7 protein-coding genes are annotated in these 13,120 nt (G+C 43.7%); 5 read left to right on the forward strand and 2 right to left on the reverse strand.

Annotated features, from left to right (window positions below):
• Nucleotides 1-18: 18 nt before the first annotated feature.
• Entirely contained in the window at nt 19-2,868 is a 2,850-nt protein-coding gene (locus PATL_RS11635) for an FAD-binding and (Fe-S)-binding domain-containing protein (protein WP_011575079.1), read from the reverse strand.
• A gap of 999 nt (nt 2,869-3,867) precedes the next feature.
• On the opposite strand from PATL_RS11635, the gene pckA reads away from it, so the two are divergent.
• The 5 genes from pckA to PATL_RS11660 all read left to right on the forward strand — a co-directional run bounded on the left by pckA (nt 3,868) and on the right by PATL_RS11660 (nt 12,159).
• Nucleotides 3,868-5,499: a phosphoenolpyruvate carboxykinase (ATP) gene (gene pckA / locus PATL_RS11640; protein ID WP_011575080.1), complete on the forward strand. Its 1,632-nt coding sequence runs from the start codon at nt 3,868-3,870 to the stop codon at nt 5,497-5,499.
• A gap of 247 nt (nt 5,500-5,746) precedes the next feature.
• Nucleotides 5,747-6,103, forward strand: coding sequence for a DUF1428 domain-containing protein (locus PATL_RS11645; RefSeq protein WP_011575081.1), 357 nt, complete (start codon nt 5,747-5,749; stop codon nt 6,101-6,103).
• Nucleotides 6,104-6,491: 388 nt separating this feature from the next.
• Nucleotides 6,492-8,198, forward strand: coding sequence for a cation:proton antiporter (locus PATL_RS11650; protein WP_049765954.1), 1,707 nt, complete (start codon nt 6,492-6,494; stop codon nt 8,196-8,198).
• A 1-nt stretch (nt 8,199) separates the two neighbouring features.
• Nucleotides 8,200-9,171: a universal stress protein gene (locus tag PATL_RS11655; protein ID WP_011575083.1), complete on the forward strand. Its 972-nt coding sequence runs from the start codon at nt 8,200-8,202 to the stop codon at nt 9,169-9,171.
• Between the two features lie 273 nt (nt 9,172-9,444).
• Nucleotides 9,445-12,159: a cation-transporting P-type ATPase gene (locus PATL_RS11660; protein ID WP_011575084.1), complete on the forward strand. Its 2,715-nt coding sequence runs from the start codon at nt 9,445-9,447 to the stop codon at nt 12,157-12,159.
• Nucleotides 12,160-12,310: 151 nt separating this feature from the next.
• Here the strand turns inward: PATL_RS11660 and PATL_RS11665 are convergent, their stop codons facing one another.
• Nucleotides 12,311-13,120: a ferredoxin--NADP reductase gene (locus PATL_RS11665; RefSeq protein ID WP_011575085.1), complete on the reverse strand. Its 810-nt coding sequence runs from the start codon at nt 13,118-13,120 to the stop codon at nt 12,311-12,313.

A 13,120-nucleotide genomic window follows, 5' to 3' on the forward strand; every position in this document is an offset into this window, starting at 1 on the left:
TCCCTTTTTAACGGTGACTTATGCAATGGCATCTTGGCTCTTTTGCTGACTCACATCATCAAGTAATAGTAATAGCGAGTGATAAGGAATTCCGCTGTGCTGACTTAGCCCTATCTCGCACGTGCGACTATTACTGTAGCCTGCAGTGCAACTAGCTGGTATTTGATCCTTTAAATGGCGCAACGCGCTGGCATTTAGCTCAGGAACAAACATCCCTTTGTCCCCCGCAAAACCACAACATTCAATGCCTTGGGGCTCTATCACTGTTTCACTGCAGGTTCTTGCCAACGCCTGTAAATACGGTGCAAGGCCCATTTTACGGCTGCTACAGGTAACATGCAGCGCGACAGGCTCGATTTGCGCGGTAATCTTTAAATCGGCGATAACGTGCTTCACCATAAACTCGCTAGTCTCGAAAATTTGCAACCCTATTACATCTTTCAGTTCTTGGATTTGTTGCTTGCAAGGGCTAGTGTCAAACACAATGGGTATTTTTCCATCGCTGCTAATATCCCTTAATTGCTCAGCTAATTGTTCACCCTTTTGCTGGGCCAAATCAGGGAAACCTTTACTGCTAAACGGCATACCACAACACAATTCATCAAGCTTTTCAGGCAACATGACCTGATACCCTGCCTTGCTAAAAATAGAACGGGCGGCATCATATGTAGAGCGTTTCTCATTGTCTGAAGCAGCGGCCCCCATGTTGCGACTGGCGCAGCTCGCAAAATAGATGACTTTCTTGGCTTTAAGTGCACCGTCAATGGTTATTTTTTTCCCTTTACTGGGCCACTGACTTTGCCACAAAGGCAGATTTTTCGTAGATAATCGGTGCATTTTAGCACCTATCTTGTTAGTTAAAGGATCTCCTAGCAGTTTGGTGGCACTGCTTGAGAGCGCAAAACCAACTCCCGCAGATTTACTCACCAGCGAGAAGTGTTCTGCACTGAACTTAGCGATTATTTCGCCGACGTTTGTTTGTTTTTCACTGCGTAACTGCCTAATTAAATCACCTGTATTGATTCCCACGGGGCATCGCTGGGCACACAGCCCAGTCGCTGCACAGGTATCTATGCCCATATACTGGAAGTCTGTCTCTAACTGTTGCAGCTCTTGGGTTTCGCTGTCGGTCACAATTTCTGCTTCGCGCAATTGTTGTATACGCCGCCAAATCGCAATGCGCTGTCTTGGGGTATAACTCAACGCTTGGGATGGGCACACAGCCTCGCAAAAACCACACTCGATACATTTATCGACTATTTCATCGGCTTTTGGCAGGAGTTTAAGGTTTTTGATGTGACTTTGGGCGTCCTCATTGAGTATCACCCCCGGATTCAAAATTCCCAGTGGGTCAATAATGTCTTTGAGTCTTTTCATCACACTGTAGGCTTCGTTCCCCCACTCTAACTCAACAAAAGGGGCCATGTTTCTGCCCGTGCCATGCTCTGCTTTAAGTGAGCCCTTAAATTCCACCGCTACAAGCTGAGCGACTGCTTGCATAAAATCATCGTAGCGCTGTATTTCACTCTGATCATCAAATGCTTGGGTGAATACAAAATGTAAATTTCCCGCAAGCGCGTGACCAAATATGATTGCCTCTGAGTATCCGTACTGATCAAATAATTGATGTAAACGCTGGATCCCCTCGGCCATATTTTCGATAGGAAAACACACATCTTCAATAATCACAGTTGTGCCCGCTTGACGCACCGCACCTACTGCGGGAAACGTACCTTTTCGAATCGCCCACAATTGCTGATTGAGTACAAGATCACGACTAAACGCAATAGATTGCACTGGCGCATAGGGGACTATACAACGCTCGATATTAGCGCAATTTTCCGCCAACGCTTCTTGGCTGTCGGCACTGGTTTCAATGAGCAGCGCAGTGTAACCATCATAAGGCGTACAAAATGCATCTGGCAGCCCTGGTTGGCCCTTCACTGAATTAAGCGCCCGCTGATCCATCAGCTCCACTGCATCTACGTTTTGCTTTTCAAGCGACTTTACTAAAGCACAGGCATGTTGAGCACTGGCAAATAAATACAGACCACTGGCTTTGTGTTCATGCTCTACAACGGTTTGGTAAGTAATGTCGGCGATAAAGCCAAGCGTTCCCTCAGAGCCAATCATCAAATGCATCAGCACGTCCAGCGGCTCCTGATAATCGATTAATGCATTAAGGGCATAACCACAGGTATTTTTAAGGCGGTATTTGTGGGTAATTAACTCGCGTAATCTTTCGTTCCCTTGGCACATTTGGGCCAGCATTTTAACCTCGTTCAGTAACGATGAGTGCGCCTCGCGAAACTGCATCTCACTGCTAGCATCACTGGTATCGACCACACTGCCGTCCGCTAAAACTATGGTCATATCCTTTACAGTGTAATAACTATTGTGCGCTACGCCGCAGCACATACCGGAGGCATTATTGGCTGCGACCCCCCCAATTTTACAGCTATTGATAGAGGCTGGGTCGGGCCCAATTTTACGACCGTAACGTGCCAGTATCCGATTAGCATCGGCACCAATGATGCCAGGTTGCAGCTTGATGCGAAGACCGTCATCGAAGATCTCATGTTGGCGCCAGTCGTCAGTTAACGTAATGAGCACTGAATCAGATATCCCCTGCCCTGACAAACTCGTACCTGCTGCTCGAAATGTAACAGCCACCTGAAATTGATGACTCAGGGCAAGTACTGTTTGTACCTGTCGAAGGTCTGATAGTTTTAGGACGAGCTGAGGAATGAGTTGATAAAAACTTGCGTCTACTCCGAGTGCTCTGCGCCGGCTAATATCTTGAATAATCGCCTCAGGAGGTAATAGGGTTTCAATTTCACGCAGGTATTTGACAGGCAACGGCGTCATTTTATTGTCCTAATAAATCTAGTAAAGGATTGAGTTGGGAAGAAAATGGCATTTATGAGCAAAGAACAATAATGCTCAAAACATGCTAACTCGAATAAGAAGGGAAAGAATCGCATCTTGTGGGTAAGGCATCAAGTACAAACCATAACAGCTTTTATGCAATTAATTTTATCCAGGGTACTACCCATTTGACAATGACAATTACCGCTAAAGAAGGTTATATCTCACGATTGACTACTCAGGATGTCCAAGCTAATCCTAAGCACTGGCCTTTTTACAGTGTAAGCGCCTCTATTAGTTTCATATCTAAGATTAGACCTCATCAGCAGATGAACGCTTTTGTGAAATATACTCCTTGGACAAAGTGATTGGTATCAGCGCTTGGCAGCATTGAAGCACTGACTGGTTAAGTATGAAGGTTTGTAAAAAAGGTCGTTAATTCTTGTTTTGATGTGTTGATCGCCAGCGTAACTGACATGATAAATCAGGCAATTGATCAGTAATTTCGGAAAATCTGTATGCTTTCAACATATACAACATCAATACTCACTATAGGTAACAAAGCATGTAGGTTGTTCAATATTGCCCAAAGCCTCTTAAAAGTAAGCGTTGAATAGTGATACAAATGATAACAAGGTAAAAATAATGTAAATTAATACTATTAATCAGTCAGTTATAAGACCCGTAAAATATCTTTTAATACCAGTAGCCTAGGCTTAAAACGTTTTGGGTTGGTCATTTTTGGTGGTCTCTAAGCTGACCAGAAAACGTTTTGACCGTGCTTTATGATAAAACATTATCAAATTATGAAATTCACTATGTTTCATTACATGACCACTTTCAAATATTCGTTAAAAGTGTTTAAAATAGTACACAAGGCGAGCTTAATGTTACGCCAGTATTTTTCGCCTTAAAGGATGATGACTTGGCTCTTGCAGGTTAGGTCAATTCGAATCGCACATACCGTTTTATCGCCACAGCAAACTGAAGGGTTAGTTAATGAATATACACAAATTGTCCGCAGAGTTAGCCAAGTTTGGCATTACCGATGCCACTGAAATTCTACATAACCCCTCTTATGACGTATTGTTTGAGGAAACGACACACCATAGCCTTGAAGGCTATGAAAAAGGTGTCGTGACCGAATTAGGTGCCGTCAACGTGAACACAGGCAAATTCACCGGCCGCTCCCCTAAAGACAAATACATAGTGCGCGATGATGTTACCAAGGACACCGTTTGGTGGTCTGATCAAGGTAAAAACGATAATAAACCGATTTCTCCTGCCGTGTGGGACGACCTCAAAAGCACAGTGACAAAACAACTCAGCGGCAAACGCCTGTTTGTGGTTGATACTTACTGCGGCGCAAATGAAGATACCCGCTTAAAAGTACGCTTTATTACAGAGGTCGCATGGCAAGCTCACTTCGTCAAAAACATGTTCATACGCCCAACAGATGAAGAACTGATTAACTACGATCCAGATTTTGTGGTGATGAATGGCGCGAAAACCAATAACCCAAATTGGCAAGAGCACGGAATTAACTCTGAAAATTTCGTGGCATTTAATCTAACCGAAAAAGTACAACTGATTGGTGGCACTTGGTATGGCGGTGAGATGAAGAAAGGCATGTTCTCAATGATGAACTACTTGCTCCCCCTTAGAAACATTGCCTCTATGCATTGCAGTGCAAATGTAGGAAAAGACGGCGATGTTGCAATCTTCTTCGGTCTGTCCGGTACCGGAAAGACCACTTTATCGACAGATCCAAATCGCGAATTAATCGGCGATGATGAGCACGGTTGGGATGACAATGGCGTGTTTAATTTTGAAGGCGGCTGCTACGCCAAAACCATCAATTTAAGTAAAGAAAACGAACCTGATATCTATAATGCGATTCGCCGAGATGCTTTGCTTGAAAACGTGACGGTTGATGCCGATGGTAAAATCGACTTTGACGACAACAGCAAGACTGAAAATACCCGAGTATCTTATCCTATTCACCATATCGACAATATTGTGAAGCCCGTCTCGCGCGCAGGCCACGCAAACAAGGTCATTTTCTTAACGGCCGATGCATTTGGTGTGCTTCCTGCGGTATCAAAATTGACGCCTGAACAAGCCCAGTACTATTTCTTATCTGGCTTCACCGCTAAATTGGCGGGCACTGAGCGTGGTATCACTGAGCCTACACCGACGTTTTCTAGTTGCTTCGGCGCAGCGTTTTTAAGCCTTCATCCTACGCAATATGCTAATGTGCTTAAAAATCGTATGCAGGCTGCTGATGCGCAGGCTTACTTAGTCAATACAGGTTGGAATGGCACCGGCAAGCGCATTTCGATTAAAGCAACTCGAGCCATTATCGACGCAATTTTAGACGGCTCTTTAGATGATGCTGCCACGACCACCCTACCTATTTTTAATCTACAGATCCCGCAAAAATTAGGTGAGCTAGACACAGACATTCTTGACCCGCGTAAAACCTATGATAATGAGAGCCAATGGACCGATAAGGCAACAAGCTTAGCGGGACTGTTTATTGATAATTTTGATAAATTTACGGATACCGATAATGGTAGAGTATTAGTTGCAGCCGGGCCCAGCCTGTTTAGCCATGCTAAAAGCGCGTAGAACACGCTAACCTCATTTACTGAATATTGTTAACATAAGCAGGTACACCTAAGTGTATCTGCTTAGCTCCTCTTCCACTTTCAAATTCCGATCCTCTTCAGCATTACGATTCATCGCTAACTTCATCGCTTACTTCAGCGCTGAATACTGCGCTTTGACGACATTGCTGCTTTTTAATCTTTGAATTTGTGCTATCGATCATAACGACATCACAATAAAGTGATGCAGCCTACCTACAGAGGTGCATATGTCTTATATCGATGGTTTTGTTGTTGCCGTGCCAAGCGCAAATAAAGAAGAATACAAAGCGTACGCCAAACAGTGCATAAGAATTTTCAGAGAAGAATACGGCGCATTAAGCTGCACAGAATGTTGGGGCGAGGACGTACCTGAAGGCGAAGTGACTTCTTTTCCTCAGGCCGTACAAGCAAAAGCAGATGAAACCGTGGTGTTTTCGTGGATCACCTGGCCGTCAAAAGAAGTCAGGGACCAAGGCATGCAAAAATGCATGAATGACCCACGCTTTGACCCTGCTACCGCCCCCATGCCATTTGATGGCAAACGCATGATTTATGGTGGTTTTGAAGTACTCGTAGATGAGTAATTAAGCCACAGTATTGCCCCCTAGTTTTAAGCAGTAAACGCTGAGCAAATGATGCGTGCCTTTTAGCACATCTCGAGCAGCAGCGAATAATGGCTCGAGTTATAGGTTTGTTCGAGCCCGTCTCAAGTTACTTTAAATATACGCCCTCTCGAAATAACCTTGCCTACATTTTCTATTGCGACAGTTCAATATCCTTCATTAAATTCCTTCAGAAGAAATAGGGGTAGTAAAAAGCAAGAAGAGTTGGTCAGACACATCAGTGTTAACAAATGAATAAACTTATACCTATTATTGATCTAGCTCACATTCGACTTGGTTTTGTTTGGCAATATATTTACCTTTAAAGATGCAGAATATACATTTTATTTTTTAAGACATGAGTGATGACATGAATTTAATCGAACTTATTGGTCAGTCCTCTTTTACAGAAATTGCAGTGCTTTTAGTGCTGGCTGCTTCATTGGGTTTTGTCGGCTTACTGTTGCGACAACCTCTCATTGTTAGTTTTATTGCCGTCGGTTTAATTGCCGGGCCTTCAGTGCTCGATATCGTGCATTCTAAAGATCAAATCACTCTTTTGTCTGAACTAGGCATAGCGATCTTGCTCTTCCTTGTTGGAATTAAGCTAGATGTAAAGTTAATTAAGTCTATTGGTGGGGTTTCGGTTTTAACGGGGCTAGGCCAAGTTATTTTTACGTCCCTGATTGGTTATTTGATCGGTTTATGGCTTGGACTTGGTTACATTACTAGCCTTTATGTCGCCGTTGCGCTTACATTTTCTTCTACCATTATTATCGTAAAGCTTTTATCTGATAAACGAGAAATAGAATCCTTACACGGTCAAATTGCTTTAGGTTTTTTGATTGTGCAAGATTTGGTAGTGGTAGTCGCGATGATAGTGTTAGCGACTATTGGTATTGGATCTAGTGGGCATGGTGATGCAAATAACTCTTCAGTTTGGCACGTTGCTATATCAGGATTGAGTTTACTGGGTTTTGTGATTGTATTTGTACGCTACATTGCGAATCCTTTAACGGAAAAACTCGCTAAAGCGCCTGAATTATTAGTTATTTATGCCATTGCACAAGCAGCATTGTTTGCAGCCATAGGAGATATAGTCGGTTTGGGCATGGAAGTCGGGGGCTTGCTGGCCGGCGTGGCATTAGCGTCAACACCTTATCGGGAAAGCATCGCAGCAAGACTCGCTCCTTTACGTGATTTTTTGCTGTTGTTTTTTTTCATTGCTCTAGGGGCCACATTAGACTTATCAAAGCTTGGCACTCATTTACCGGCAGCTATTATTTTCTCACTGTTTGTTTTGTTTGGTAATCCACTTATTGTCATGTCGATTATGGGGCTGATGGGATATGGCAAAAGAACGGGTTTCCTAGCCGGCTTAACGGTTGCTCAGATTAGTGAGTTTTCGTTAATCTTTATCGCCATGGGCATAGGGTTAGGCCATGTGCCGCAGGACATTTTAGGTTTAGTGACGCTGGTGGGTATTATCACTATTGGGGTTTCAACCTATATGATTACTTATTCACACCAACTCTATTCTTTTTTTGCTCCGTTGTTAGGTAAGTTCGAGCGCTCGGGCATACCTCGAGAGGCCTCTACCGATGAGAACTCAGGCAACCAATATCCAGTTATCATCTTTGGTTTAGGAAGACTGGGAACGGCTATTTCAATGCAACTCAAAAATGAGGGGATTAAAGTCTTAGGTATCGACTTTAATCCGGCGGCGATTAAACATTGGCATCAATTGGGGTTGGATTGTAATTTCGGGGACGCAACAGACGCCGAATTTATCATTGAACTGCCTCTCAAACATGCACAATGGATTGTGTCGACTATTCCTCATCTCCACACTGGCTTATCCTCTGAAGATAATCGAAAAACGGTTATTCAGTTAACACGTTCAGCGGGCTACACAGGGAAGTTAGCCGTTATTTCACAAGGTCGTGCCGAAACCGAAGAATTAAACTTACTCGGTGTTGAATTGGTGCTCGAGCCTTTTCAAGATACTGCAGACCGAGCCGTTCGCATACTTTATGAAGGTCTTGATATTAACGCCACTCAACAAGAAAAGGGATAACATGAAAAGGTTTAACAAATTCTTATATATATTAAACAACGATTGTCTAAAACCCCCACTTTCATTATTACGCACTATTGCGCTAGCAAAAAATAATCAGGTCGACCTGACGGTGCTCCTTGTACTCCCTACCCTTTCAATTCCGAATTCGTTTAACACAGAAGGACTGAACCCGATAGAAATTGAACAAGTTATCTTCACTGAACAAGAGCAAAAGTTAAAGCAGTTGGTAACCTGTCTCGATGCAGACGTAAACATAAACGTGCAGCTAAAAGTTGGCAAAAGATACCTTGAAATTGTGCGTCTAGTGCTAGCTGACAAATATGACATGCTCATAAAAGAAGTGGACAAAGCAAACTGGCTCGACCATTTTATCGGTAGTGACGACATGCAGTTATTACGCAATTGTCCTTGCCCTATCTGGCTCATGAAGAAAGACGAAAAGCCCCGTTATAAAAATATTTTAGCTGCCGTCGATTTTGATTCTGAAGATGTCAATACATGCAACGATGAACTGAATCATATGATTATGAGTCTTTGCAGCTCTATCGCCGTGGCTGAGTTTTCGAGAATACATGTGGCTACTGTTTACAATGCAACTCATGCAGGCTTTGTCAGCTTATGGGCCGATAACCCGGAGAAAATCGAAGAAGAAATGCTAGAGTCAGAGTTTCGTAACAGTCGCTATAAAATGGATTTACTGTTTGACAACGTAAAGCAAGAAATCGGAGTAGACTCTTTTAATTTTTTGTCATTAATCCCTCATATCGTTAAAGGGACCGCGGGTGAAGAGCTCCCAAAAATAGCCAAAAAGATAGATGCAGACTTAGTCGTTATGGGAACGGTTGCCCGCACCGGAATTGCTGGATTGGTGATAGGCAACACCGCAGAGACCATTTTCAATCAGCTAAACAGTTCGGTATTGGCAATCAAGCCTCAAGGATTTGTTTCTCCTATAAAGTCAACGACGTAATGCATGTGAATCGTGTGTTTCCCAGCATTCTTAGTGAATTAATAATTGGCTGAATGTAAACCGCTGACAAAAAGATAGAATTAATTTGGATACCAAAGCGGTCAACAACAGGCTGCTAGCTGTTGCCTTTTAGGCAAAGAAACCTAATCAAATATCGCCAATAGCGACAAAAAAATTGCCCCATATCAAATTAGATTTGCATGCTCTTGATACCATCAATTCACACACTCTTCTTTCCAATACAGCTGAATTTCCTAAATATGCGAGGCCACCATGCAAAAAACTGACACGGATATTGCACAATCTACATGGCACAGTACCTCGGCTGAGCAAACGCTTAAAAGCGTAGAAAGCTCGACGAACGGATTAACACAAGCTGAGGCTGAAGCTCGTTTGTTAACTCATGGTGCTAACCGTTTGCCACAAGCTGTCCGCAGCAACGCGTTCGTACGTTTTTTAATGCACTTTCATAATATTCTGATTTACGTGTTAATCGGTTCTGCAGTGATTACCGCTGTGCTTGGGCATTGGATTGATATGAGCGTTATTTTAGCGGTGGTTATTGCGAATGCTGTGATTGGCTTTATTCAAGAAGGCAAAGCAGAACAAGCGATGAACGCTATAAGGCAGATGCTAGCGCCTCGAGCCAACGTGATCCGTGACGCAGAGCGCACCAACGTTGATGGAGTAGATTTAGTTCCTGGTGACATAGTGTTACTTGAAGCTGGTGATAAAGTGCCTGCCGACCTCAGAATGCTCTCCGCTTATGGTTTAACAATTCAAGAAGCGATTTTAACTGGTGAATCACTGCCAGTCGAAAAGCAAAGTAAGGTCGTTGAAATCGGTGCGTCACTCGGTGATCGCACTTGCATGGCTTATTCAGGAACACTAGTCAGTACGGGTCAAGGCAAGGGTGTAGTGGTCGGTACAGGAAAAGACACAGAAATAGGTCGTATTAGCGGCTTGTTGTCAAAAGTAGAAACGTTAACCACGCCTCTAGTTGAGCAAATGGCGGTGTTTGCCAAGTGGTTGACAATTATGATCCTTGCCGTTGCCTCCGTGTTACTGGTGTTTGGGTATTTTGTTGAACACCATAACTTTACTGAAATGTTTTTAGCAGTAGTGGGGCTATCGGTAGCAGCAATTCCAGAAGGTTTACCGGCGGTTCTAACCATAACGTTAGCCATTGGTGTTAAAGCCATGGCTCAACGAAATGCCATAGTGCGTCATTTACCCGCGATTGAAACCTTGGGTTCAGTATCCGTTATTTGTTCTGACAAAACAGGCACATTAACTCGCAACGAAATGATGGTGGCTTCAGTACTCACGCAGCAACACTTACTCACCTTAGGAGGCAATGGCTATGAACCTAAAGGTAAGTTGACCCTAGAAACTAAAGCCGTGGCTATTACTGATTTTATACCTAATGAATTGGCGCAAGCTGCCGCGCTATGTAATGACGCCGCTCTGCGAGAGCAAGACGGAAACTGGCTAGTCGAAGGAGATCCTATGGAGGGCGCGTTACTCGCTTTTAGCGTAAAAATGACCCTCAACCTAAAAGAAATTAACGCTACCTGGCCCCGAACAGACGCCATACCGTTTGATGCTAAACATCGATTTATGGCTACGCTGAATCACAATCATGAGCAACAAGCCTGCATATTTGTAAAAGGTGCCCCAGAACAAATTTTGGCCATGTGTACACATCAAAAAGGCTTAAACGACAAATCAGAGCCAATAGATATAGCCTACTGGAACAACCAAGCTGAGACTATCGCTGGACTTGGCCAACGTGTATTAGCGTTTGCCATCAAAACAGTGACACCATCACACACCGTTTTAGAGCATGCTGATGTCACAGGCACATTAACACTGATTGGTATGTTAGGCATGATAGACCCTCCTCGTACAGAAGCGATTAGCGCAGTTGCACAATGTTTCGAAGCCGGTATTCGCGTTAAGATGATAACTGGTGACCATAGCAAAACTGCAGCAGCTATCGGTAAGCAAATTGGCTTACAAATTACCGATAAAGTACTAACTGGTGTGGAACTTGATGGTATGGACGAAAGCGCGATACGAAATGCTGTTCTTGGATGCGATATTTTTGCCCGCACCAGCCCAGAGCACAAACTACGATTAGTAATGGCACTGCAATCTCATGGTATGACAGTAGCGATGACTGGAGATGGCGTGAATGACGCTCCCGCGTTAAAACGAGCCGATGCGGGGATTGCGATGGGCCAAAAAGGCAGTGAAGCTGCTAAAGAAGCTGCAGAGTTAGTGCTGGCCGACGACAACTTTGCATCTCTCGTATCTGCAGTGCGCGAGGGACGGACCGTCTACGACAACCTCAAAAAAGTCATCAGTTGGACACTACCCACTAATGCGGGTGAAGCCATGACTATCATTGTCGCATTGTTAATGGGCATGACGTTGCCTATTACCCCTATTCAAATCCTCTGGGTCAACTTAATTACGGCAATAACACTTGGCATAGCGTTAGCATTCGAACCGAGCGAAGAAAGCACGATGCGCCGCCCTCCTCGAGGGCGTAACGAACCTCTGTTGTCTAGAGAAATGATCTGGTATGTAATCTTAGTTTCTGTTTTATTCCTATGCGGTGTGTTTGGTATTCATATGTACGCCGTTGATCGCGGCTATTCTCTAGAACTAGCTCGAAGCATGGCTTTGAATACCTTAGTTGTAATGGAAATTTTTCAATTGTTTTTCATTCGCAATATCTACTCTACATCATTAACTTGGCAGGCTGTATGCGGTACTAAGGTAGTCTGGTTAGTTGTATCGATTATTACTGTGGCGCAATTTGCCATAACCTATTTTCCCCCCTTGCAAATCGTATTTGCAACAGAAGCGATCCCTTTATTCGATGGTTTACCGATCATAGGTGTAGGTATCACCCTGTTCGTTATTCTTGAAATAGAAAAACAGATGAGGCTTTCGATGCAGCGAATTAAAGCTACCTGAGGCCTAATGAATATGAAACAGGCAGTGCTGTATCTGTTCGTATCTTGTTGGAGCCACGGTTCGTTTGCAACAAGGCACCACAAAAGTAAATTCACGAGCTGAATAGCGTCTTACGCATTGCCATTGGTGGTGCACCAAAACCTCGTTCGACTTACTTTTCGATGAATGCTTGCTCAATAACATAATGCCCTTGGGAGCGTGAATTCGCTTTACTGAATCCCTTGGCGTCTAAGATAGCGGCTAAATCTTTTAACATGGCATCGTTGCCGCACAACATAAACCGGTCATTTTCAGGGTCGATGTTGGGTAGGCTTAAGTCATCGGTCAATTTGTTCGTCAGTAACAAATCGGTTATCCGTCCTTGATGAGGACACATTCCATCAGCCGTTTTCAAACTGTTGTATTGGTAGTCTTCTCGCGTCACTGTTGGGTAATACAGTAGTTTTTCTTGCACTATATCCCCAAAGAATGGATTGTTCGGTAGCGATACCTCTATCTCTTGCTGGTACGCCAACTCAGATGCCCAGCGTACACCATGAACCAATATCACTTTATCGTATTGATCGTAGATATTGGGGTCTTGAATGATACTCATAAATGGTGCTAAGCCCGTGCCAGTGCTCAGCAGATATAAATTTTTACCCGGCTGAAGATAACCCGCTACTAACGTACCTGTTGCGCGAGTCGTCAACATGACTTCATCACCCTCTTTGATTTTTTGTAACTCTGACGTCAGCGCACCATCTGGTACTTTAATACTGAAAAATTCCAACTCGTCGGCGTAATTAGCACTGGCAATGCTGTAAGCCCTCATTAAAGGTTTACCCGCAAGCTCCAACCCGATCATGACGAACTGACCGCTTTCAAAGGTGAAAGATTTCTGTCTGGTGGTTTTAAAACTAAATAGCGTGTCATTCCAATGATGAACAGAAGTCACACATTCTTTAATCACATTGCGCAT

The sequence above is a fragment of the Paraglaciecola sp. T6c genome (assembly GCF_000014225.1).
GTDB lineage: Bacteria > Pseudomonadota > Gammaproteobacteria > Enterobacterales > Alteromonadaceae > Paraglaciecola > Paraglaciecola atlantica_A.

What these genes read in the sequence shown, in the direction of transcription:
- PATL_RS11635 (WP_011575079.1), bottom strand. Translation starts at nt 2,868, where the DNA reads ATGACGCCGTTGCCTGTCAAATACCTGCGTGAAATTGAAACCCTATTA.
- PATL_RS11645 (WP_011575081.1), top strand. Translation starts at nt 5,747, where the DNA reads ATGTCTTATATCGATGGTTTTGTTGTTGCCGTGCCAAGCGCAAATAAA.
- pckA (WP_011575080.1), top strand. Translation starts at nt 3,868, where the DNA reads ATGAATATACACAAATTGTCCGCAGAGTTAGCCAAGTTTGGCATTACC.
- PATL_RS11660 (WP_011575084.1), top strand. Translation starts at nt 9,445, where the DNA reads ATGCAAAAAACTGACACGGATATTGCACAATCTACATGGCACAGTACC.
- PATL_RS11650 (WP_049765954.1), top strand. Translation starts at nt 6,492, where the DNA reads ATGAATTTAATCGAACTTATTGGTCAGTCCTCTTTTACAGAAATTGCA.
- PATL_RS11655 (WP_011575083.1), top strand. Translation starts at nt 8,200, where the DNA reads ATGAAAAGGTTTAACAAATTCTTATATATATTAAACAACGATTGTCTA.
- PATL_RS11665 (WP_011575085.1), bottom strand. Translation starts at nt 13,120, where the DNA reads ATGCGCAATGTGATTAAAGAATGTGTGACTTCTGTTCATCATTGGAAT.